We start from the raw sequence: 23,113 nt of genomic DNA, 5'->3' as shown, positions 1-23,113 counted from the left end.
GCGGTTTCGCCTCTCTTCCAACGCGGCAGACGCTTCGGTGAACATCTGACCGAACGGATACGAGACGAAAGACGAGAGAGAACCGATGGGCAGAATGCTTTCCGCGCTTCAAGACCGTGCCTTGGAACTGGGTGCCGCCCGGCTCGCCGAGCAACAAGGCAATTGGCGCGCGGCAATCGACGACGACTATGTCTACTGGCTCGTTCTCGACTGTCCTGGGAAATCGGTGAACACGATCGATCGTGACGTGCTCACCGAGCTTTCCCATCACATCGATCATATCATCGATCAAAAACCGTCTGCAGTCGTTATTCGCTCTGCAAAGGTGGCCGGTTTCGCGGCAGGCGCGGACATAAATCAGTTCGTCGGTGCAACGACCGGCGACATCCGCGGCATGCTGAAGGAAGGTCATCTCGTTCTCGACCGGCTGGCCGATCTTCAAGCGAAGACGATCGCTGTGATCCATGGCCATTGTCTTGGCGGCGGATTGGAGCTTGCGCTCGCCTGCGACATGCGGATCGCGGTTAAGGACGCCTCGCTAGGCTTCCCCGAAGTGATGCTGGGCCTCCATCCGGGTCTTGGCGGCACATATCGCTCGACCATGAAGGCGGATCCGGTGGAAGCCATGACGCTGATGCTCACGGGCAAGTCGATCAATGCGAAGAAGGCCAAAGCGATCGGTCTCGTCGATGCCGTAGTGGAGGAGCGCCATGTCGGCGCCGCCGTCGACGCTGCGCTCCACAACGACATCGAGCCGACCTCGCATGGCGTAAAGCATCAGGCGTTCTCGCTGAAGCCGGCCCGAACGCTCGCCGCGAAGCAGATGCGCAAGAAGACAGCGGAGAAGGCTCCAAAGGACACCTATCCGGCACCATACGCGCTGATCGATCTCTGGGAGGAGTATGGCGGGTCCGAACAAGCCATGCAGGAGGGCGAACTTTCGAGCTTCGCCAAACTGATCGAAAGTGAGACTTCGCGTAATTTGGTGCGGGTGTTCTTTCTGCGCGAGAAGATGCGCGGGCTTCGCACCGGCAAGTCAGGCGTAAAACATGTGCATGTGATCGGTGCCGGGGCGATGGGCGGCGAAATCGCTGCCTGGGCCGCCAAGCAGGGTTTTCGGGTGACGCTTGGCGACGTCGCGCTGAAGCCAATGGGCAAGGCGATCAAGGCCGCCTTCAAGATGTTGCAGGGCGTCTTGAAGGATCCATTGAAGGTCCGCGATGCGCTCGATCGGTTGATCCCCGATACGGATGGGCTTGGCATTTCACGCGCCGACATCGTTATCGAGGCGGTGCCGGAAAAGCTCGACCTGAAGCGCAAGATCTACGCCGATATCGAGCCGAAACTGAAACCGGGCGCGATCCTTGCGACCAACACCTCGGCGCTGCCGCTGCCCGATCTTGCTGAAGGTCTGTCCGATCCCTCGCGTTTCGTCGGCCTCCACTTCTTCAATCCGGTCTCGCGCATGCAACTGATCGAGATTGTCAGCCATGACCGCATAAGCGAGGAGACCACGAGCCGCGCGACCAATTTCGCGGTCGAACTCTCGCGCCTGCCGGCGCCGGTGAAGTCTGCACCCGGCTTTCTCGTGAACCGAGCGCTGCTGCCGTACATGGCCGAAGCGCTGATCATGGTCGACGAGGGCATCCCGAAGGAGCGAATCGACGACCGTGCCGAAAAATTCGGCATGCCGATGGGGCCGGTGGAGCTCAACGATCAGGTCGGCCTCGACGTGGCGCTGGATGTGAGCGAATCCCTACGCGAGCGCCTCGGCGGCGTATTCCCGTCAACGCCGGGATGGCTCAAGAAGATGGTCGAGGACGGCAAGCTTGGCCGTAAGACCGGCCAGGGGCTTTATGAATTAGACGACAAGGGCAAGCCGCAGAAGAAGCCGGTCGAATCGTTGAAAGACGGCTCGAAGGACGATCCCGACCTCATCGATCGCCTCATCCTGCCCATGCTCAACGCCATCGTCGCCTGCCTGCGCGAAGGCGTGATCACAGACGAGGACGTTGCCGACGGCGCCATGATCTTCGGCACCGGCTTCGCCCCGTTCCGCGGCGGCCCCATCAACTATGCCAAAAAGCGCGGCGTTGACGAGATCGTCGCCAAGATGAACGCGCTTAAGGAAAAGCACGGCGAGCGCTTCACGCCGGATGCAGGTTGGGATCGGCTGAGGGGGTAGTCACTCAGATCTCTTGGCCATCGATGTCTCTGAGTGCCGCCATTTGCTCCTACGCCATAATCGGGACGGCGACCGAGGATGGCGAAAGGTTCAAAGATGCCGCGTGATTGTCTTTGACCTTTGAGCCTCTCGCGAGATCGTTCTTGCCGTCATTATCGCGCTTGAATCATGAGCGGTAGGTCGTCAAAGACCCTACGCATATCCCCACCCAACGATCTGCTGGCAATGCCCCCTCAAATCCGCTAGGCCTCAGTCTTATCTCGCAGACGCGAGATGAACGGAGTGCAATGCGATATGCTTGGCTTGATGCAGAACAGGCAGCTCTCGATCGCCTCACTAATCGAGCATGCCGCCCGCACCCATGGATCGACGGAAGTCGTCTCCAGGCTCGTCGACGGATCGATCCACCGCAGCACCTACCACGAGACGGCGCGACGTTCGCGCCAGGCGGCGAATGCTCTGCAGTCGCTTGGTGTCGAGGTCGGCGACCGCGTCGCGACGCTCGCTTGGAACACCCATCGCCATCTCGAGCTCTATTACGCCATCTCTGGCTTCGGCGCTGTTTGTCATACCATAAATCCGCGACTCTTCTTCGAGCAGATCCGGTTCATCGTGGATCACGCCGAGGACCGCGTTCTCTTCTTTGATCCCACATTCTCCGGTCTCGTCGAGGAAATCGCAGAAGTTTGCCCTTCGGTAGAGGCGTTCGTCGTCCTTTGCAGTAGGGATGAGATGCCGAGGGATCTGAAGGTCGGAAACCTCCTCTGTTACGAAGATCTGCTCACAGACGAAGTCGAGACTTTCCAATGGCCCGACCTGCCGGAGGAGACCGCGGCCGCGCTTTGTTACACTTCCGGGACGACGGGAAACCCGAAAGGCGTTCTCTACAGCCACCGCTCGACCATCCTTCACGCTTATGCCTCCGTCATGCCGGACGCCTTCGGCATTTCGGCGCGGGACTGCGTGATGCCTGCCTCGTCCATGTATCACGCCAATGCCTGGGGGCTGCCCTATGCCGCAACGCTTGCAGGCGCCAAGCTGGTCCTGCCGTGCAATCAGCTGGATGGGCCGCACCTTACGGAAATGATCGATGCCGAAAGGGTAACGATATCATGTGGCGTGCCGACGATCTGGCTCGGCGTCCTGCAATATCTTGCCAAGACCAAGCAGTCCCTCAAATCGCTGCGCAGGCTTGTCGTCAGCGGTTCGGCCTGTCCGGTTTCGCTCATAACGAACTACCGCAAGCGTCACGACGTCGAGATCATGCATTTTTGGGGAATGACAGAATTGAGCCCGCTCGGCACCATCGCCCGCGTGCCGCATGAGGATGCGAACGCGCCCGACGAGGTGCTTGACGAGATGCGTTCGCGCCAGGGTCGCCCGCTATACGGTGTCGAGATCGAGATCGTCGACGACGAAGGTGTTCCACTGCCCCACGACGGCGAGACCTTCGGCGATCTCATGGTCCGCGGCTTCTGGGTGGCGGACGGCTATTTCCGGCGCGACGAGCGAGAGAGCGATGCGGAAGGCTGGTTCCGTACCGGGGATGTGTCGACGATCGATCCAAGCGGCGTCATGCGGATCACCGATCGTTCAAAGGATGTCATCAAGTCCGGCGGTGAGTGGATTTCTTCGATCGACCTTGAAAACGCGGCCGTCGGCCATCCGTCGGTTGCGGAAGCTGCGGTCGTAGGCATTCCCCATCCGAAGTGGGACGAGCGCCCGCTACTGATCGCCGTACTGAATGAAGGTGCCGAGCCCGATGCCCAGTCGATCCGCGATTTCCTTCTCGATCATGTCGCCCGTTGGCAATTGCCGGACGACATCGTCTTTGTCGACGAGATTCCGCATACGGCGACTGGCAAGATCCTGAAAATGGAACTGCGAGACATTTACGCCGATCATTTTCTGAGTTCCGAAGAAGACTGAACGCGAAAATATCGCTCGCCTTACGACTCAAAGGGCATACGACCGTACGAACCGTTGGTCACCCTGCGCAATGCAGTATCACTTGTTATATGGGGACCTATGAGCGATTCCGTCCTCTTCGCCCGTTCTTCCTCCAAAGCCGACACGAGACAGGTGACCGCCGTTCTCGGTCCTACCAATACGGGCAAGACATTTCTCGCGATCGAGCGGATGGTCGCTCATTCCAGCGGAACGATCGGCCTGCCCCTCCGGCTCCTCGCCCGCGAAGTCTATCAAAAGGTATGCGACAGGGTAGGCGCGGCGAACGTCGCGCTGATCACCGGCGAGGAAAAGATTAAGCCGCCGCATGCGCGCTATTCGGTCTGTACAGTCGAGGCGATGCCCCGCAATCCGGGCACGGCCTTCGTCGCGATCGACGAAGTGCAGCTTGCGTCCGATCTCGAGCGTGGTCACGTCTTCACAGACCGCATCCTCAACTGTCGGGGATACGAGGAGACTCTGCTTCTCGGCGCTTCGACAATGGCCGGCGTGCTTAATCGCCTGCTTCCAGGTATGCAGACCGCCACGCGGCCGCGCCTCTCCAACCTCATGTATGCCGGCCAGAAGAAGATCACCCGGCTGCCGCGCCGCTCGGCGATCGTCGCTTTTTCGGCCGCCGAGGTTTACGCCATCGCCGAGCTGATCCGCAGGCAGAGGGGCGGGGCGGCCGTGGTGCTAGGTGCGCTCTCCCCGCGCACGCGCAACGCCCAGGTCGAGCTCTACCAGACCGGCGAGGTGGATTTCCTTGTCGCGACGGACGCGATCGGCATGGGTCTTAATCTCGACGTCGATCACGTCGCATTTGCTCAGGACTGGAAATACGACGGCTTCCAGTACCGCCAGCTGACACCCGCAGAATTCGGCCAGATCGCCGGACGCGCCGGCCGTCACCTGCGCGACGGGACGTTCGGAGTGACGGCGCATGTCGATCCTCTGTCCGACGACCTCGTAGATGCGCTGCAGTCGCATAGCTTCCAGTCGGTGCCGGTGCTGCAGTGGCGCTCGGCGAATATGGACTTCTCGACAGTCGAGGCGCTGAAGAACAGTCTCGACACTGCGCCACCCGACTCCAATCTCGCCAAGGCGTTGCCGGCGGTCGATCGCCGGGCGCTGGAATATCTTTCACGCGACGAAGACGTAATGGATTTGGCGGGCTCGCCCAAGAAGGTCGAGCTCCTGTGGGAAGCCTGCAAGCTGCCCGATTATCGCCGCATCGCACCGGCCCAGCACGCCGAAATCATCGCCACCGTCTATCGCGATCTGGCAAAGCAGGGCCGTGTCGCGGAGGACTACATGGCTTCCCAGGTCGCACGTGCCGACCGCACCGATGGGGAGATCGACACGCTCTCCCAGCGGATCGCCGAAATCCGCACCTGGACCTATATTTCCCACCGTCCCGGCTGGTTGGCCGATCCGACACACTGGCGTGAAAAGACGAGAAGCATCGAGGACCGGCTTTCGGACGCCTTGCACGACAGGTTGACGAAACGCTTCGTAGACCGCAGGACAAGCGTGTTGATGAGGCGGTTAAGAGAGAACGCATTCATGGAAGCAGAGATCGCGAACGACGGCACCGTGATGGTCGAGGGCCACGCCGTCGGCGAACTCCAGGGGTTCCGTTTTTCCATCGATGCGACTGCCGAAGGGCAGGACGGGAAGGCCGTGCGTGCCGCCTCGCAAAAGGCGCTGGCCGGTGAGTTCGATAAACGCGCCGAGCGCTTCGCCAATGCCCCCAACGGCGACTTCGCGATCGGCTCGGATGCGATCGTTCGCTGGCTCGGTGCTCCGGTAGCTGCGCTTTCTGCGAGCGATGACCCGCTGAAGCCGAAATTCGTGCTGCTCGCCGACGACCAGTTGACCGGTCCGGCACGCGACAAGGTTGCTGCGCGGATCGAGCGTTTCCTCGGTTATCAGGTGACGACGATCCTGAAGCCGCTCATCGACCTGCGTGACGGCGAAGGGCTCGACGGTGCAGCCAAAGGCATCGCCTATCGCCTTTACGAGAATTTCGGCCTCGTCCAGCGCCGGGAGATATCAGAGGACGTACGCGGGCTGGATCAGGCTGCGCGCGCGGCGCTGCGCAGGCTGGGCGTGCGCTTCGGCGCCTACCACATCTTCGTGCCGGTCCTGGTGAAGCCCGCGCCGGCAAATCTCATCACGTTGCTTTGGGCGATCCACAACGACGCACGCGAAAGGGCGGGTTACGGCGACGTTCCCGAATTGCTCGCCACCGGTCGCACCTCAGCGGTCGCCGATACGACCTATGATCCGAAGTTCTACGAACTTGCCGGTTATCGCCTGCTCGGCCGCCGCGCGGTTCGCGTCGATATTCTGGAACGCCTTGCCGATATCATCCGCCCCGCGCTCTCCTGGAAGCCAGGCGAGGGGCGTCGCCCCGACGGAGGCTATAGCGGCAACCAGTTCCTGATCACGCCGGGCATGATGTCGATCCTCGGTGCGACGGCGGACGACATGGAGGAGATACTTAAAGGTCTGGGCTATCGCGCAGACCAGAAGAATGCCGACGCTATCGAGGCTGAGCTCGACCGGTTCGATGCGGATGCCGAAGCGAAGATTGCTGCCGCTAAGGAAGCCGAAGCCGCAAAAGCCGCGGAAACTTCTGCCGCTGCGGTTGGCCCTGAAGGGGATGGCGCAGCACATGCATCCGTCGGCGAGACTGTTCCGGCCTCCGAAGTTGCCTCTCATGAGCAAGGTGTAGATCCCGCTTCGTCTTCGCTCGAAACCCCGGAAACGCCGGCTGAAGGCGCTGCCTATGCCGTTGCGTCGACCAAGGGTGAAGTCGACAGGGGCAGCGCTGCCGACATGCTCGGTCATGAAGCGCGCCCAATTGCTCAAGCTGATCGTCCAGCAAGCGAGGCGATCGAAGTCGAGATCGGTGAGGACGCCGGTAAGGGAGACGCGCTCGCGGCTCAGCAATCGTCGCAGACGCAGCCGCCCGATCGCGAGACCGTTATCCTGGCATCAGCCGAAGCCGCTGCTGCGAAGACCACTGCCGAGCAACTCGAAGTAGGCGATGACGCAACCTCTCCTGAGAGCGGCTCGCCGTCCGATCTCGTTGCCGCCGGCTCCGAAGAGCCGGAAGAGCCGCGTACGGTTCTCGTTTGGCGCCAGCATCGTTCGGACCGCACCCGGCGCCCTGGCGGCCAGCGTCAGCGGACCGGCGGGCAGCGGTTTGAGGGTCAGCAGGCCCGGGGACGAGGGCAGGGCGGCGAACGCGAGGATGGCCGTCAGGACCGTGGAGGACCAAGCAAACCTGGAGGCAAGGGCGGCAAGCGTCGCTTCGACAAGCCGAAGAGCGGCGAACGTGGTGGCCATGGAGGCAGCGAGCGACGAGAGGACAAGCGCAACCAGCGCGCGGATCCCGATTCACCCTTCGCTAAACTCGCCGCCTTGAAGGACAAGCTTGGCAAATAGGCACGGCAGATCCTCCAGCAAAGACGGGGAGGCGGGACCAGAAGCTTCTTCGCAGCGGATCGACAAATGGCTGGTCTTCGCACGCGTCGTGAAAACCCGGAGCATTGCGCAGCAGCTCGTCGAAGCCAAGAAGGTTCGTCTCAATAAGGAAAAGATCGACAATCCCGCGCGCAACGTCCGGGTCGGTGACGTGCTTACGATCAGCTATTCGAGCCGGGTGCACGTTTTCCAAGTATTGGGCTTCGCAGGACGACGTGGATCGCCAGGCGATGCGCAGGCACTGTACGAAGACTTAAATGCGCCGGTCGTAGAAGTAGACCAGGGCAGTTCAGATCGTGCTGAAGCTGACGAGATTGTAGCGGCTCCTTTCCAAGACATTCTCGACGTAATGGTTCGCAAGCGCAAAGATCCAGTTCAGCGTGATAAGGACAGACGCAAGGCTCGCAAGGAACGAGCGCAGCGGAAAAGCTGGTAATCCGCTGCGAAAAGATCAGCATTTCGAATGACTTTGCGCGGATTAGCCCACCTGCGGCATCGTTTTTCCTTGCCAGCACCGTGGGCAATCGATAGTCCGCCGAATAATGGGCGCGATGCGGAAAATCTCCGCTTCACGCCGGGAAAGCTGAGAAGGCCCGAGGGAATTTGCAATGACATATCTGGTGACCGACAATTGCATAAAGTGCAAATACACCGATTGTGTCGAGGTCTGCCCTGTCGACTGCTTCTACGAGGGCGAGAACATGCTCGTCATCCACCCCGACGAGTGCATCGATTGCGGTGTCTGCGAGCCGGAATGTCCGGCTGAGGCGATCAAGCCTGACACTGAGCCGGGGCTCGACCATTGGTTGAAGATCAACACCGAGTATGCCGAGAAGTGGCCGAACATTACGATCGCCAAGGAGAAGCCGGAAGACGCCGAGAAATACGATGGCGAAGAAGGCAAGTTCGAGAAATACTTCTCCGCTGAGCCGGGATCCGGCGACTGATTGCAGGCGAGCCACTACGTATTCGGCACTTGGAGCGACAGCGTGAGGGCGCCGTCAATGCTGCGCGCTTTTCCGCCTCAGACATACCTGTTGAGAATGCCTTCGAGCATCTCCTGACGCCCTGAAACGGGCTGCGGATCAAGATCCAAGGCGCGGCTTGCGACCTCCTCGAAAGAACGTTCGCCGGCGAGGATGGCTTTTCCCTCGCCCGCGTCCCAGCCGGCATAGCGGTTCTGGAGCGGTTCGGTCAGCGCGCCGTCCTTCAGCATCCGATCTGCCGCGAGTAGGCCGCGCGAACACGCGTCCATCGAGGCGACATGGGCGATGAGGAGATCGTCGGGTGCGATCGACTGGCGGCGGATCTTGGCGTCGAAGTTGAGTCCGCCGGTCGAGAAGCCGCCATGCTGCAGCATCTCGTGGAACATCAGCGCCATCTCCGACGGGTTCATGGCGAACTGGTCGGTGTCCCAGCCTAGGAGATCGTCGCCGCGATTAACGTCGATCGAACCGAAGAGATCGTTGGCGTAGGCGTAGCGGATCTCGTGGTCGAAGCTGTGGCCCGCGAGGATCGCATGGTTCTGCTCGATGTTGAGCTTCACTTCGCCGAGAAGATCGTATTTCTGCAGGAAGGCGAAGACGGCGGCGGCATCAAAATCGTACTGATGCTTGGTCGGCTCCTTCGGCTTCGGCTCAATCAGAATGGGGCCTTCGAAGCCGATCTTATGCTTGTAGTCGACCAGCATCGAATAGAAACGGCCCATCTGGTCGAGTTCGCGCTTCATGTCTGTGTTGAGCAGCGTCTCGTATCCCTCTCGTCCACCCCAGCAGACATAGTTCGCGCCGCCAAGGCGGTGCGTGGCGTCGAGCGCAGCTTTCACCTGTCCACAAGAGAAGGCGAAGACGTCCGGGTCCGGATTGGTCGCCGCACCCGCCATGAACCGGCGGTTTGAGAAGAGGTTCGCCGTCCCCCAGAGGAGCCGCACCTTCGCGCTTTCCATCTTCTGAGCGAAGATGTCGGTGATGGCCTTCAGATTGTCGTTGAATTCGCGGAGCGAACTGCCTTCCGGCGCGACGTCGACATCGTGGAAGGTGAAGAACGGCACATCGAGGAGCCGGAACATCTCGAAGGCGACGTCGGCCTTCTGCTTGGTAAGAGCCATTGGATCGTCGCCGTGCATCCAAGGCCGATTGAAGGTCTCGCCGCCGAACGGATCGCCGCCCGGCCAAGTGAAGGAATGCCAATAGCAGACGGCGAAGCGGCAGTGGTCCTCCATTCGCTTGCCGGCGATCTCGCGATCCTTGTCGTACCAGCGAAAGGCGAGGGGATCGCGGCTTTGCTCGCCGGCATAGGCGACGGGTTCGGAGCGGCCGAAGAACTGGGACGTCATGGGATACAGCTTTCACAGGAGGATCGTCGCGGCTCCGCGTGAAGCGGCGGCGGTGGATCGTCGATATGTCGGAGCTTGCCAACTGGGCGGAGCGGCGGCATGCGCCGCCCCGGGTGGTGATCCGTGCCTTAGAACGGCGAGTCCGGATAGTAGTACTGTTCAGCATTTTCCGGCGTTATCAGCACCGAGTCGATGATAAAGCGGCCTTCCATCGGGGCATTCGAGACGAAGCGGTCGGCCGTCAGGCGGATCGCGGTGGCGATCATCGCAGGCGGATAGGTGACGTTGGCCGGCACCATGGTGTCGCCGTCGCGCACCCGCTCGACCATCTGCTTCATGCCGGCGCCGCCGAGCACCCACATTTCACCTTCGCGGCCGGCCTGGTTGATCGCTTCGATTGCGCCCAGCGCCATGTCGTCGTCGGACGCCCAAACAGCGTCAATTTCGGAGTGTCGAGACAGGAAATCCTGCATCACCTCGAAGGCTTCGTCGCGGTTCCAGTTGCCGTGCTCCATTCCGACAACCTCGATGCCCGAACCCTCGATGGCGGCCTGGAAGGCTTCGACACGCTCGTTGTCGATGGTGGTCGGAATCCCGCGCATGACAACGATATTGCCGCCGTCCGGCATTTTCTCCACGAAGTACTCGCCAGCCACTCGGCCGAAGGCGGTGTTGTCACCGGCCACGTAAAGATTTTCGATGCCCTCTTGGGCGAGGCCGCGATCGACCACGGTGACGAACTTGCCGGCATCGGCGACGCGCTTGACCGGCCCGGTCAGCGGATCGGACTCGAAGGGCAGGATAACGAGGGCGTCGATGTCGCGCGTCGCCATCATGTCCTCGAGGTCGGAAACTTGCTTGCCGGGATCGCCAGCGGTGGAGAGCACGAATTCGAGGTTCGGATAGGTCTCAGAAAGGCTGTCGATCGCCTCCTGGGCATGGAAGTTCACGCCGCCGGTCCAGCCATGGGTCGCGGCCGGAATGGAAACCCCGATCGTCGCGCCGTCCTCTTCCTGAGCGATCGCAACGCCCGGCAGTGCGAGAGCAGCAGCGAGCCCGAGGCCAGCCGCCAGTTTGGTCAGTTTCTTCATTTCAGTACCTCCCTTTGTGGCACCGCATCATGCAGCACCTTTCCGGCCTCGTTGAAGGACGACGGCCAGGATGATGATGACGCCCTGGATCGCCCCGTTGAGATAGGGACTCACCAGATCCGTCAGGTTGAGAATGTTGTCGATCAGACTGAGGATCAGCACGCCGATAACGGTTCCCCAGACGCGGCCGAAGCCGCCTTTCAGCACTGTGCCGCCGATGATGACGGCGGCGATCGCTTCGAGCTCCCAGAGGAGGCCGGTCGTCGAGGATGCCGAGCCGAGGCGAGGGACGTACATGATGGTCGCAACGCCCACCAGCATGCCCTGCAACATGTAGGTGACAAGCCGCACGCGTTCGACGGGGATCGCCGAATAGCGCGCGACCTGATCGTTCGAACCGATGGCGGCCGCATGTCGGCCATAAGCGGTCTTGCGCATGGCGATCTCACCAAGGATCGCGACAAGCGCGAAGACGATGATGGGCCAAGCGATACCAAATATGCCGCCGTAATAGACCGGGCGATAGACCTCGCGCAGTTCGAAATTGAGCGACAGCGTGCCCCCGTCCGCGAGCCAGATAACGAGCGAGCGAAAGATGCCGAGCGTGCCGAGCGTGACGATGAAGGCCTCGATTCGCCCGACTGTTATCAGGATGCCGTTCAGAAAGCCGGCGGAAAGTCCAAGGGCGAGGCAGGCCAGCATGCCGAAGATGATCGTCACCCAAGAGATGCCGAGCGAAGGCACCATGGCGTTGAGAACGATGATCGTCAGCCCCGCGAGGAATGCCGACATCGAGCCGACGGAGAGATCCAGCCCGCCGATCGTGATGACAAAGGTCGCACCGACGGCGATGATGCCGATGAAGGAGGAGCGAGCCAGGACGTTTGTCACGTTGCCAGCCGAGAGGAACTGATCGTTCAGCGACATTCCGAAGAGGACGAGTGCAACGAGCGCGATGACCGGCCCCCAAACGTGAAGATCAAAGCGTGGAGCGCTCCTCGTCTTCGATTTTGCCGGGGGGCTTTCTGCGTTGGCTGACGTCATTCAGGCGACCTCTTCCAGCGGTTCGGATTCCAGCCCCATGGCACGGCGCACAATGGCTTCCTCGGTGATGGCATCACCCGAGAGTTCGCCGGTGATACGGCCGGAGCGCATGACGACGACCCGGTGGCAAAGCCCGATCACCTCTGACATTTCCGAAGAGATCACGATGACGGCCCGGCCCTCCTCGGCGAGATCATGGATGAAGCGGTAGATCTGCTGCTTGGTGCCGATGTCGATGCCGCGCGTCGGCTCGTCGAGGATGACGATCTCCGGATCGACGAGCATGGTCTTCGCGAGAAGCAGCTTCTGCTGGTTGCCGCCGGACAGGTTGCCCACCGGTCCCTCGCGCGAGGCGGCGCGGATGTCGAAACGCTGGATCGCGTCTTCAAGCGCTTTCTTCTCGGCGGTCTCGTCGACGATAAGCCGGGAAAAGCGGTCGAGGCCGAGAAGGGTAAGGTTCTCGCGCAAGCCGTATTTGAGGAGAAGTCCGCGACCCTTGCGATCCTCAGTGAGATAGGAGAGCCCGTGGCCGACCGCGTCGCGCGGGCTCGCAATGCGAATGTCCTTGCCGTCGCGCCGAACCGTGCCGGAGTTCTCGCGAAGGCCCATGATGCCTTCCATCAGCTCGGTGCGGCCGGCCCCGACGAGGCCAGCAAAACCAAGAACCTCGCCCTTGGCGAGTTTGAAGGAGATCTCCTCGGCGTAGCCCGGCACAGAGAAACCTGATACCTCCAGGGCCGGCGCTTCGGCCCTGGGCGCCGTCTTTTGCGGGAAAAGGTCGCTCATTTCGCGGCCCACCATGTCGCGGGCCATGCGGTCGGCATCAGTCTCGCTCGCGGGACGATTGGAGATGAAGGACCCGTCGCGCAGGACAGTCACCTCATCGGCGACCCGCGAAATTTCGTCGAGCTTGTGGGACGTGTAGAGGATCGCGACGCCCTCGGCCTTCAGGCGCTCGATCTGTTCGAAGAGAACCTTAGCCTCGCGCGTTGTGAGGACTGCGGTTGGCTCGTCCATCACGAGGACGCGGGCGTTGCGGGCGAGGGCCTTGGCAATCTCCACCATCTGCTTCTGGGAAACCGAAAGCGAGGAGACCGGGCGACGTGTGTCGACGGGTGTCGCGAGCTCTGCAAGAAGTTCGGACGCGCGTCGGCGCATATGCTTCCAGTCGAGGAAGAAGCCTTTCTTCACCTCGCGCCCGAGGAAAATATTGGCTTCCGCCGAGAGCTGTTCGGCAAGGTTGAACTCCTGATGAATCAGGACGATGCCCCGGTTTTCCGCCTCGTCGCTCGAAGCGAAGGTCACAGGCTCGCCGTCGAGGGCGATCTCGCCGCCCGAGACAGGCTGATAGCCGGTGAGGCACTTCATCAGCGTCGACTTGCCGGCCCCGTTCTCGCCAACAAGGGCGTGCACCTCGCCAGGCCTGAGCGAGAAGTCGACGCCGTGCAGCACCTCGACTGGGCCGAACGATTTGCGGACCTGCCGGGCTTCGAGGATCGGGGCGGCGCGGGTGGTCATGCCACTCTCACAGCTTCGTCCATGCGCCGTCAGACTTCGACGACTTCACGCAGGCCTCGATGAAGGCCATGCCCTCGATGCCGTCCTCGATGGTGACAACGCGAAGGCCTTCCGGCGGGGTGCGGCCCTCGTCTAGCGCGGCGATGAGGTCGGCGGCTTCGGCGTAAAGCGTGGCGAAACCTTCGAGATAGCCCTCCGGGTGGCCGGCGGGTACGCGGGTGACGCGGTTTGCGGCGTCGAGGCCACTCGCTCCGGCGCGCGTCAGCAACTGCTTCGGCTCGTTGAGCGGCGTGAACCAGAGCTTGTTCGGGTCCTCCTGATGCCAGGAGAGGCCACCTTTGGTGCCGACGATGACGAGGGAGAGCCCGTTCTCGTGGCCGACCGCGACCTGGCTCGCCCAGAGAGAGCCCTTGGCGGCGACGCCGTCCCGTTCCTTGAAGCGCAACAGCATCTGGGCATTGTCATCGAGGACGCGGCCTTCGCCGAAGCTCGTCAATTCGCAGGCGAGGCTGTCGACGGTAAGGCCCGTCGCGAAGCAGGCGAGGTTGAAGGCGTGGGTGCCCACATCGCCGATCGTGCCGCCCGCGCCAGCCTTCGAGGGATCGACCCGCCAGGTCGCCTGCTTGGAGCCTGTGTCCTCCACCTTTGTCGCGAGAAAGTCCTGGATGTATTCGGCCTTCACGATGCGGATCGCGCCGAGTTCGCCAGCCTCGATCATCGCCCGCGCCTGCCGGATCATCGGATAGCCGGTATAGTTGTGGGTGAGCGCGAAGGCCTTGCCTGAGCGCTTCACGATCTCGCCGAGCTCTTCCGCCTCGGCCTTGGTTGTCGTCACCGGCTTGTCGCAGATCACGTGATAGCCGGCTTCGAGGAAGGTTTTCGCCACCGGGAAGTGCATGTGGTTGGGCGTGACGATTGCCACCGCCTCGATGCCGTCCTCGCGCTCTTTCTCGGCCCTCGCCATCTCCTCATAGGCGCCATAGCTGCGCGCCGGATCGAGCCCGATCTCGGCGGCTGAAGCCTTCGCCTTTTCCGGCGTCGAGGAGAGTGCGCCGGCGACGAGCTCGAACCGGTCGTCGATCCGCGCGGCGAGACGGTGCACGGCCCCAATGAAGGCCCCCTGACCGCCGCCCACCATGCCGAGCCGGATGCGCCGGCCGCGCTTGTCGTCGCGTCCTTCGATGGCCATGCCGGACCTCCCTTAGCGTTCGATGCCGAGCATGCGCCGGTTGGCGGCTTCGTCCGTTCCCCCGGATGCGAAGTCGTCGAAGGCTTTGTCGGTGGTTTCTATGATGTGGTGTGCGATGAAGGGCGCGCCCTCGGCCGCACCTTGTTCGGGGCTCTTCAAGCAGCATTCCCATTCGAGCACGGCCCATGACGTATAGCCATGTTCCGCCATCTTGGAGAAGATTGCCGAGAAATCGACCTGCCCGTCGCCGAGCGAGCGGAAACGGCCGGCACGCTTCGTCCAAGGCTGGTAACCGGAATAGACGCCCTGCCGTGCCGTCGGATTGAACTCGGCATCCTTCACATGAAACGCGCAGATGCGCTCGTGATAGATGTCGATGAAGCCGACATAATCGAGCTGCTGCAGCACGAAATGTGAGGGGTCGTAATTGATCTTCAGGCGCGGATGGTTTTTCGCCGCCTCCAGAAACATCTCGAAAGTCGCCCCGTCGAAGACGTCCTCGCCCGGATGAATCTCGTAACCGACATCGCAATCCGCTTCGTCGAAGGCGTCGAGGATCGGCACCCAGCGCTTGGCGAGCTCGGCGAAGGCCGTGTCAATCAGCCCGGCCGGACGCTGCGGCCAGGGATAGAGGAAGGGCCAGGCGAGCGCGCCGGGGAAGGTGACGTGGCTATTGAACCCGAAATGGGCTGAGGCCTTCGCCGCCATCATCAGCTGGTTTACCGCCCATTCCTTCCGTGCCTTCGGATTGCCGCGCACTTCCGGTGCTGCGAACCCGTCGAAAGCCTCGTCGAAGGCGGGATGGACCGCGACGAGCTGGCCCTGCAGATGGGTCGACAGATCGGTGATTTCGACGCCGGCCTCGCGAGCGACGCCCGTCACTTCATCGCAATAGTCTTTAGATTCGGCGGCCTTGGAGAGATCGAACAGCCGTGCATCCCAGGTCGGAAGCTGAACGCCTTTGTAACCGTGCCCGGCCGCCCAACGACAGATCGACGAAAAGTCATTGAACGGTTCCTCGTCGCCAGCAAACTGAGCGAGGAAGATGCCCGGACCCTTGATCGTCTGCATGTATGTCCTCCCAGACTGCCGCCAGCTCTGGCGGGCGGACCCATCAGCCAGCTGGCGCGGGTCGCATCGTTTTCAGCGAGACTGGCACAGGTAGACTCGTTTTTGAAGTGCGCACATCAAAAACTTCTCGAATTTATCACGCCGGCAAATTTTCGCGAATGAAGATGTCGATACGGATGCGCTCCTGCTCCTCGATCACGCTGGTGCCATTGGCGCTGGCCAGCAAGATCCGCGCGGCCGACCGCGCTTCATGCCCTGGATTCTGGGCGAGCACGGCGTCGTAGCTGCCATCCTTCAGCGCTTCGATCGACCGTGGGGTGAGTTCATGGGCGATCACGACCGGGCGATTGTGTCCGTTAATCGCGCAGATCGCCTTTGCCACGCCCACGTTGCCGCCCCCGGCATTGTAAAGTCCAACGAGATCGTCGTTCGCTTGGAGCAGTTCGACCGTTTCGCGTTGGGCAAGGGATCGGTCGTCGCGGGTCTCGCGGACCGGAAGAATCTTGAGACGTGGGAACTCCCGTTCGATCGCTTGCGAAAAGCCGAAGCAGCGATCGACGTGATCGCGCAGGGACAGCGAGCCGACAAGTACGGCGACCGATCCGGTGCGTCCGCCTGAAAACCGGCCCATCAGCGCGCCCGCACTGCGACCGGCCGAAGGATTGTCGATACCGATGAAGCGCGAGCGCCGCGAGGCTGGAGCATCCGAAATGAGCGTGACCACCGGGACGCCGTCTCCGACCAACCGGTCGACCGCCGCGCGGACCTCGGGATGATCCAGCGCGATGATTGCGGCGCCGTCGACGGCACGGTCGATCTCGTCGATGGCTCTCGCAAGTGTTCCCGGTTCGAAGACATCGGCGAACACCGTTTCGGCCGACGCGCGGTTGCTGGACAGCCAGTTCGACATGCCGCCGATCTGGTTGGCGAGGTCCATCATGAAGGCATTGGTGCCGACTGGGAGGAGATAGACGAACCGGTAGCGCTTGCGCCGCGCTAGGCCGGCTGCGAGCGGATCCGGCCGATAGTCGAGTTCGGCCATCGCGGCGCGCACCCGCTCGGTGGTGCGGGCCTTGACGTTGGGTCTTCCATTGATGACCCGATCGACCGTCGCAAGCGAAACGCCGGCCTTCCTGGCAACATCAGACAGTGTTGGAACCGATCCCATGACAGCGTTGAAGCACGTCCGATTGAGGTGCGCAACTCAAAATACTGCGCGCCGATCAGCGGAAAGCCGTCATCCACTTGAGCGTCGCGTCGGTCCTTCCAGACGGCCTGTATTCGGCGCCGAAGGCGCCGGAATATCCGGCATCAGCGATGGCTGGAAGGAGCCGGTCGTAGGCGACCTCGCCGTGATCGGGTTCTCCGCGATCGGGAACGCCCGCGAACTGGACATGGCCGACAACGGCTCTGTTGTCGCGGAAGCGGCGGAGAAGATCGCCGTCGGTGATCTGGAGGTGGTAGCAGTCGAACATGATCTTGAGCTCGTCGCGGCCGACTGCGTCGACAACCTCCCTTGCCTTATCGAATCCGATCAGGAAATAGCCTGGGTTGTCGTAAGGGTTCAGTGGCTCGATAAGCACCTTCATGCCTGTATCGTGGGCCCAGTCGCAGGCATGTCCGAGATTGGTCACGAAGCTCGCCATTGATGCCATCTCGTCCGGTCCGGCAAGGCCGGCCATCACATGTACCGCGCTCGCGCCGACCCTGGTGCCGTAGTCGAAGGCTTCGTCGATCGCGCGGCGAGCTTCGGCCTCCCGGCCCGGTTGTGCGGCAAGTCCGAAATCGCTCTCGCGTGGACCCTTGACCGTATTGATGCCGAGCATCGCGAGGCCGGTCTCCTCAAGAGCCGCCTTCACGGCATCGGCGTCGTGCGCATAGGGCCAGTGGCACTCGACGGCGTCGAACCCGGCGGCCTTCGCTGCGCGGATGGCGTCCGGAAGCGGACGATCGTTCCACAGAAATCCGAGATTTGCCGAAAGGGGCGTCAATGGCTGCACCCCACGTCGAAGCTTTTGGAAAGCTGCGTGATCTGACCGTCGGAAAGAGCGCTGGGCGGAATCCTCCAGTTCATTTTCGCCAGATCTACTGGCTTCCACTCTTTGCTAACCATTGTCGTTGGCGGCTTCCGGGATGTTTCAGAGGCGCGGTGTGGAGTCTTCTGGAAGTGAAGCAAATGAGATGCGTTAAAGGTCTCGATATGTCTACGCCTGGCCCGATCGACGGGTCAGGAAAACGCAAACCTGGTCTCGAAGTTAGGAAACTTCGGCTTTGCGTCGGGCTCTCGGATGAGCGTTGTCGTAGACTGAAAGCAGGCGGTCGGCATCGACCGCGGTGTAGGCTTGGGTCGTCGACAGGCTGGCATGGCCGAGGAGATCCTGAATAGTCCGAAGATCGCCGCCGGCGGCGAGCAGATGCGTCGCGAAGGAATGGCGTAGCGCATGAGGCGTTGCGGAAGGCGGAAGCCCGAAGGCACCCCGCAGGCGGGCCATGTTGCGCTGGACGATTTGGGGTCGAAGTGGCCCACCGCGCACTCCACGGAAGAGCGGGTGACCAGCATCGAGATCGTGGGGGCAGAGCCGGCGATAAGTCGCGACCGCTTCGTGAACAGCGGGAATCAACGGAACGAGCCGTGTCTTGCCGCCCTTGCCTCTGATGGTCATCGAACGTGCCATCTCGTCTGTCAGCGCGTCGCCTCGGAGCGTAAGCGCTTCAGAGATCCGCAGGCCGCAACCGTATAGAAGCGTCAGCACCGCCACATCACGTGCGCCCACCCACGGCTCCGTCGAGAAGGCATCGGCTTCCTCGGTAACGTCGAGCGCTCCGGCGACCGAGAGCGGCCGGGGAAGACCTTTTGTCTGTTTCGGCGCGCGCATCGCCTTTGCGCCGGCGGAGGAGGCGAGGCCCCTTTTTTCGAGATGCCGAAGGAAGGAGCGGATCCCCGAAAGCCCTCGGCCGAGGCTGCGCGCTCCGGCCCCGTCGCGGCGCCGTGCGGCGAGAAATGAGCGCAGGTCCATTGGCTTCAGATCGGCGAAATCGTCGAGTTCGGAAGGCCGCGCATGATAATCCGTCAAGAAAATCATGAACTGACGCACATCTCGCTCGTAAGCCTCGACCGTTTCTTCGCTGGCCTGCCGCTCGTTCCGCAATGCTTCGAGCCAGGCCGAGATCTCTCGCATGACGGACTTGCTGGCGAAGATCAGGACATTCGACATAGCCTGCCTTTCGAATTCCAGACCGCCGAAGCTCGGCAGGCAACTGCCCCTGTGGGTAGATCGGCGGCGCGGGCCCGTAGAATAGCGGGAGAGAAATGAACAGAGCGTGATAAGCGTGGAACTTGTTCACGTGTGAACTATTCCACCTGTCGAACCTGAGCCTGATGATCGGATCAGGCAGTCAGTTTAAAGGAGATATTCGATGAAACGCCAAGCGATCGCGCTTTGGAAGGGCGCACTTGCCGATGGTAAAGGGCATCTTACAACGCAGTCTGGCGCGCTGGAAAATCGAGGCTATTCGTTCAAATCGCGCTTTGAGGACGAAAGCGGTCAGGCAGGCACCAACCCGGAAGAGCTTCTAGCGGCAGCACATGCCGGCTGTTTCGCTATGCAGCTTTCGCACATGCTTGCGGAAAGCGGCTCGCCTGCGGACGAATTGAACGCCAAATCCGTAGTCGATATCCAGCAGGTCGAAGGCGGCTTCGCCATCAAAACCAGCGCCATTACGCTCGAAGCCAAGGTTCCGGGCATCGATGAGGCAAAGTTCAAGGAGCTCGCGACCAAGGCGAAAGAAGGCTGCCCGGTGTCCAAGGCATTGTCGGGCGTCGAGATTACGCTGGACGCAAAGCTCGTCTGATAGATCGAGTGCCTCCGACCCGCGCACCTCATCACGGATCCGAAGACCCAGTTTCATATGAAGCTGGGTTTTCAACCGTGGCGCTTTTCGCGAACTTAACGTCTGACTGCCTTTGCTTCCTTTTGTGCCTGATTGTTTTCTTTGTTCAGGTGACGTTTGGTCCGCTTATTTTGCGGGCTGTGGCGCTTGTTTTGGCATTTTGCTGCGGTGCGAGATTTGTTGGAAAAAACTGGTTTGGCGGTGTTGACGGTTTGGATTTGATTGGCCTATATGCCGCTCATCGACGGCGCGGGGCCGCCGGCGAGCTCTTCAGCTCGCTCTGGTTCCGGGTTTCGAGGCGGCGGTCCTGAGTTAGGGATTGTGGTGATCGGCGGAGACGCTGGTCGGGTCTTGAAGCTTTTGCGGTGTCACTCCATATCGGCGAAGCGCTTTCGCCCTCCGGGTTCTGGTCTTTGATCGAACGGGCGGGATGGAAGCTTGTTTCTCCAAACGGACGGGTGAGGGGCCTCGGTGAGGCGTTGATCTGATGTCCGGCGCAGTCATTCAATGTCTGCGTGATCTTTGACAAGTTGGTTATGTAATTGAGAAGAAAGAGAGACGTGGGCGGCGTTTTGCGGCTCCCGGCTTCTTGGGCGGTACCTTTGCCGTTCGGGATGACTGGGGAGAGCTTTTGAACGCTGACTTATGTCTTGTCTTTCGAAGCATAGATGACGTTGGTTGTTTGGCTGGTTCGGGTTTTGGCCTGGGCTGGTGGATGATCGGCGATGCCGGGTCTCATTTTGGTCTTGTTGGCTTTCGGGCTGGCTGGATTTTTTGGGGTCTGGTTCTTTCGTCTTTTTGCTTTGAGCAAGCGACAGAAGGTCAGGGTTTAACCTCTTTTGATCGAACCTGAGAGTTTGATCCTGGCTCAGAACGAACGCTGGCGGCAGGCTTAACACATGCAAGTCGAGCGCATCCTTCGGGGTGAGCGGCAGACGGGTGAGTAACGCGTGGGAATCTACCCATCCCTACGGGATAGCTCCGGGAAACTGGAATTAAGACCGTATACGTCCGTAAGGAGAAAGATTTATCGGGGATGGATGAGCCCGCGTAGGATTAGCTAGTTGGTGCGGTAACGGCGTACCAAGGCGACGATCCTTAGCTGGTCTAAGAGGATGATCAGCCACACTGGGACTGAGACACGGCCCAGACTCCTACGGGAGGCAGCAGTGGGGAATATTGGACAATGGGCGCAAGCCTGATCCAGCCATGCCGCGTGAGTGATGACGGTCTTAGGATTGTAAAGCTCTTTCAGTGGGGACGATAATGACGGTACCCACAGAAGAAGCCCCGGCTAACTTCGTGCCAGCAGCCGCGGTAATACGAAGGGGGCTAGCGTTGTTCGGAATTACTGGGCGTAAAGCGCACGTAGGCGGATCAGCCAGTCAGGGGTGAAATCCCAGGGCTCAACCCTGGAACGGCCTCTGATACTGTTGATCTGGAGTGTGAGAGAGGTGAGTGGAATTGCGAGTGTAGAGGTGAAATTCGTAGATATTCGCAGGAACACCAGTGGCGAAGGCGGCTCACTGGCTCACAACTGACGCTGAGGTGCGAAAGCGTGGGGAGCAAACAGGATTAGATACCCTGGTAGTCCACGCCGTAAACGATGGAAGCTAGCCGTCGGCGGGTTTACTCGTCGGTGGCGCAGTTAACGCATTAAGCTTCCCGCCTGGGGAGTACGGTCGCAAGATTAAAACTCAAAGGAATTGACGGGGGCCCGCACAAGCGGTGGAGCATGTGGTTTAATTCGAAGCAACGCGCAGAACCTTACCAGCTCTTGACATCCTCTGACGGTCACCGGAGACGGTTTCCTCCCTTCGGGGCAGAGTGACAGGTGCTGCATGGCTGTCGTCAGCTCGTGTCGTGAGATGTTGGGTTAAGTCCCGCAACGAGCGCAACCCTCGCCCCTAGTTGCCAGCATTAGGTTGGGCACTCTAGGGGGACTGCCGGTGATAAGCCGAGAGGAAGGTGGGGATGACGTCAAGTCCTCATGGCCCTTACGGGCTGGGCTACACACGTGCTACAATGGCGGTGACAGTGGGCAGCGAGGCAGCGATGCCGAGCTAATCTCCAAAAGCCGTCTCAGTTCGGATTGCACTCTGCAACTCGGGTGCATGAAGTTGGAATCGCTAGTAATCGTGGATCAGCATGCCACGGTGAATACGTTCCCGGGCCTTGTACACACCGCCCGTCACACCATGGGAGTTGGGTCTACCCGAAGATGGTGCGCTAACCTCTTGGAGGCAGCCAGCCACGGTAGGCTCAGCGACTGGGGTGAGTCGTAACAAGGTAGCCGTAGGGGAACCTGCGGCTGGATCACCTCCTTTCTAAGGATGATCTCATATGGGTCCTGTCCGGCCCCTGGCTTTCGCGCCAGGCCTCGGATGGATCGCCCTATCGGATCTCTTCAGAACAAAGGTGCTGGCCAGTCAGGCTCGCACCGCCCGCGTGGAAACATGCGGTCACAACAAAGACGCCTATGAGCTGCTGTCTTGACAGTTGCCACGGCGTGATGGCCGCTGAGCGCCGCCTTCGTTTCTCTTTCTTCTCTTGGATATTATGTCCTTACGGCCGAGCGTTCGCTTCGCTCGACTTCCCTGCGGACGGCACGGCGAACGATCGCCGACGCGCGTTCGCGCTACGTTTTGGCGTCGCGGAGCTTCCTCGCTCGATCGAATGGGGTTGTTCCCGCAGCGATCGACCGATCGCCGCCGACTGTTCGGCGCCCTCGCGGAGCGCTTCGCGCGTGAGCGATAAGAAATGGGCCCGTAGCTCAGTTGGTTAGAGCGCACCCCTGATAAGGGTGAGGTCGGTAGTTCGAGTCTACCCGGGCCCACCATTTTTGGTGAGAGTTTGGAGTTTAGATCTGCCAGCGTGCCAGCCAAAAATGGTGGGCCCGGGCAGGTTTTGGTTTTTCGCTTTCTCGGAGCGATGCTCCTGCGAGAGCGCGGCACGGGCCCACCGGATCGTGCCCTCGATGGTTCGAGGGACTGACGCGAAGCTAAGCGTCGGCCGATCGTAGCTGTCCGACATGCTCGGTCGATCGCATGTCGATCGAAAGCGGAGATGCCGAAGCGCCTACGGTGCGCAGGCAGCCGTCGGACCTTCTGGTCCGCCCTCGCGGAGCGCGGCCAGGGCGTGAGCGATAAGAATTGGGGCCTTAGCTCAGCTGGGAGAGCATCTGCTTTGCAAGCAGAGGGTCATCGGTTCGATCCCGATAGGCTCCACCATCGTAGCCGACGGCACCGCAAGGTGCCGGCAAAACAGTAAAACTGTTTTGAGGCGGAGATGCCCGAGCGCCTACGGTGCGAGGGCTGGCGTCACGCTCTTGGCGTCGCCTATCGGTT

General features: G+C 61.1%; 15 protein-coding genes, 2 tRNA genes and 1 rRNA gene. 9 read left to right on the top strand and 9 right to left on the bottom strand.

What is annotated here, in order from left to right:
• Positions 1–85: 85 nt before the first annotated feature.
• The 5 genes from FP2506_RS11155 (at position 86) to fdxA (ending at position 8,574) form a co-directional block, all read left to right on the top strand.
• Positions 86–2,185: a 3-hydroxyacyl-CoA dehydrogenase NAD-binding domain-containing protein gene (locus FP2506_RS11155; protein ID WP_040489102.1), complete on the top strand. Its 2,100-nt coding sequence runs from the start codon at positions 86–88 to the stop codon at positions 2,183–2,185.
• A 294-nt stretch (positions 2,186–2,479) separates the two neighbouring features.
• Complete coding sequence (locus FP2506_RS11150) at positions 2,480–4,114, top strand: long-chain fatty acid--CoA ligase (protein WP_007067588.1); 1,635 nt, start codon at positions 2,480–2,482, stop codon at positions 4,112–4,114.
• A gap of 99 nt (positions 4,115–4,213) precedes the next feature.
• Positions 4,214–7,588: a helicase-related protein gene (locus FP2506_RS11145; protein ID WP_007067587.1), complete on the top strand. Its 3,375-nt coding sequence runs from the start codon at positions 4,214–4,216 to the stop codon at positions 7,586–7,588.
• Positions 7,578–8,063, top strand: coding sequence for an RNA-binding S4 domain-containing protein (locus tag FP2506_RS18035; RefSeq protein WP_007067586.1), 486 nt, complete (start codon positions 7,578–7,580; stop codon positions 8,061–8,063). The genes FP2506_RS11145 and FP2506_RS18035 overlap by 11 nt, the downstream gene beginning before the upstream one ends.
• Before the next feature lie 172 nt (positions 8,064–8,235).
• The gene (gene fdxA, locus FP2506_RS11135; protein ID WP_007067585.1) at positions 8,236–8,574 is read left to right on the top strand and encodes a ferredoxin FdxA; all 339 of its coding nucleotides are present in this window, start codon (positions 8,236–8,238) and stop codon (positions 8,572–8,574) included.
• A gap of 77 nt (positions 8,575–8,651) precedes the next feature.
• Here the strand turns inward: fdxA and xylA are convergent, their stop codons facing one another.
• The 9 genes from xylA to FP2506_RS11090 form a co-directional block, all read right to left on the bottom strand.
• On the bottom strand, positions 8,652–9,962 hold the full coding sequence (gene xylA, locus FP2506_RS11130) for a xylose isomerase (protein WP_007067584.1): 1,311 nt from the start codon (positions 9,960–9,962) through the stop codon (positions 8,652–8,654).
• 128 nt (positions 9,963–10,090) lie between these two features.
• Positions 10,091–11,053, bottom strand: coding sequence for an ABC transporter substrate-binding protein (locus FP2506_RS11125; RefSeq protein ID WP_007067583.1), 963 nt, complete (start codon positions 11,051–11,053; stop codon positions 10,091–10,093).
• A 27-nt stretch (positions 11,054–11,080) separates the two neighbouring features.
• Entirely contained in the window at positions 11,081–12,097 is a 1,017-nt protein-coding gene (locus FP2506_RS11120) for an ABC transporter permease (RefSeq protein WP_007067582.1), read from the bottom strand.
• Entirely contained in the window at positions 12,098–13,615 is a 1,518-nt protein-coding gene (locus tag FP2506_RS11115) for a sugar ABC transporter ATP-binding protein (RefSeq protein ID WP_007067581.1), read from the bottom strand.
• A 7-nt stretch (positions 13,616–13,622) separates the two neighbouring features.
• A complete protein-coding gene (locus FP2506_RS11110) occupies positions 13,623–14,804 on the bottom strand; it encodes a Gfo/Idh/MocA family protein (protein WP_007067580.1) in 1,182 nt (393 codons plus the stop codon).
• Between the two features lie 12 nt (positions 14,805–14,816).
• Positions 14,817–15,875: a sugar phosphate isomerase/epimerase family protein gene (locus tag FP2506_RS11105; protein WP_007067579.1), complete on the bottom strand. Its 1,059-nt coding sequence runs from the start codon at positions 15,873–15,875 to the stop codon at positions 14,817–14,819.
• A gap of 136 nt (positions 15,876–16,011) precedes the next feature.
• Positions 16,012–17,043 carry a LacI family DNA-binding transcriptional regulator gene (locus tag FP2506_RS11100; protein WP_007067578.1) on the bottom strand — a complete coding sequence of 344 codons (1,032 nt, stop codon included), beginning with the start codon at positions 17,041–17,043 and terminating at the stop codon, positions 16,012–16,014.
• A gap of 55 nt (positions 17,044–17,098) precedes the next feature.
• Positions 17,099–17,875, bottom strand: a complete 777-nt coding sequence (locus FP2506_RS11095; RefSeq protein ID WP_341871889.1) for a hydroxypyruvate isomerase family protein — start codon at positions 17,873–17,875, stop codon at positions 17,099–17,101.
• Positions 17,876–18,130: 255 nt separating this feature from the next.
• Entirely contained in the window at positions 18,131–19,090 is a 960-nt protein-coding gene (locus FP2506_RS11090) for a tyrosine recombinase XerC (protein WP_007067576.1), read from the bottom strand.
• 202 nt (positions 19,091–19,292) lie between these two features.
• Between FP2506_RS11090 and FP2506_RS11085 the strand changes: the two genes are divergently transcribed.
• From FP2506_RS11085 to FP2506_RS11070, 4 genes are all read left to right on the top strand, one after another.
• Entirely contained in the window at positions 19,293–19,727 is a 435-nt protein-coding gene (locus FP2506_RS11085) for an OsmC family protein (RefSeq protein ID WP_007067575.1), read from the top strand.
• Between the two features lie 884 nt (positions 19,728–20,611).
• Positions 20,612–22,093 (top strand): 16S ribosomal RNA (locus FP2506_RS11080).
• Positions 22,094–22,528: 435 nt separating this feature from the next.
• Positions 22,529–22,605: transfer RNA gene (locus FP2506_RS11075), tRNA-Ile, on the top strand.
• A 315-nt stretch (positions 22,606–22,920) separates the two neighbouring features.
• A tRNA-Ala gene (locus tag FP2506_RS11070) sits at positions 22,921–22,996 on the top strand.
• Positions 22,997–23,113 lie beyond the last annotated feature (117 nt).

Origin of the sequence: Fulvimarina pelagi HTCC2506 (assembly GCF_000153705.1) — a bacterium.
Taxonomy (GTDB): domain Bacteria; phylum Pseudomonadota; class Alphaproteobacteria; order Rhizobiales; family Rhizobiaceae; genus Fulvimarina; species Fulvimarina pelagi.
This window is presented reverse-complemented; position numbering and strand designations above follow the sequence as displayed.

Bases quoted from the DNA above. Each gene is read 5' to 3' on its own strand.
- FP2506_RS11110 (WP_007067580.1), bottom strand. From the start codon at position 14,804: ATGGCCATCGAAGGACGCGACGACAAGCGCGGCCGGCGCATCCGGCTC.
- FP2506_RS11085 (WP_007067575.1), top strand. From the start codon at position 19,293: ATGAAACGCCAAGCGATCGCGCTTTGGAAGGGCGCACTTGCCGATGGT.
- xylA (WP_007067584.1), bottom strand. From the start codon at position 9,962: ATGACGTCCCAGTTCTTCGGCCGCTCCGAACCCGTCGCCTATGCCGGC.
- FP2506_RS11125 (WP_007067583.1), bottom strand. From the start codon at position 11,053: ATGAAGAAACTGACCAAACTGGCGGCTGGCCTCGGGCTCGCTGCTGCT.
- FP2506_RS11090 (WP_007067576.1), bottom strand. From the start codon at position 19,090: ATGTCGAATGTCCTGATCTTCGCCAGCAAGTCCGTCATGCGAGAGATC.
- FP2506_RS11120 (WP_007067582.1), bottom strand. From the start codon at position 12,097: ATGACGTCAGCCAACGCAGAAAGCCCCCCGGCAAAATCGAAGACGAGG.
- FP2506_RS11115 (WP_007067581.1), bottom strand. From the start codon at position 13,615: ATGACCACCCGCGCCGCCCCGATCCTCGAAGCCCGGCAGGTCCGCAAA.
- FP2506_RS11150 (WP_007067588.1), top strand. From the start codon at position 2,480: ATGCTTGGCTTGATGCAGAACAGGCAGCTCTCGATCGCCTCACTAATC.
- FP2506_RS11145 (WP_007067587.1), top strand. From the start codon at position 4,214: ATGAGCGATTCCGTCCTCTTCGCCCGTTCTTCCTCCAAAGCCGACACG.
- FP2506_RS11155 (WP_040489102.1), top strand. From the start codon at position 86: ATGGGCAGAATGCTTTCCGCGCTTCAAGACCGTGCCTTGGAACTGGGT.
- FP2506_RS11100 (WP_007067578.1), bottom strand. From the start codon at position 17,043: ATGGGATCGGTTCCAACACTGTCTGATGTTGCCAGGAAGGCCGGCGTT.
- fdxA (WP_007067585.1), top strand. From the start codon at position 8,236: ATGACATATCTGGTGACCGACAATTGCATAAAGTGCAAATACACCGAT.
- FP2506_RS11105 (WP_007067579.1), bottom strand. From the start codon at position 15,875: ATGCAGACGATCAAGGGTCCGGGCATCTTCCTCGCTCAGTTTGCTGGC.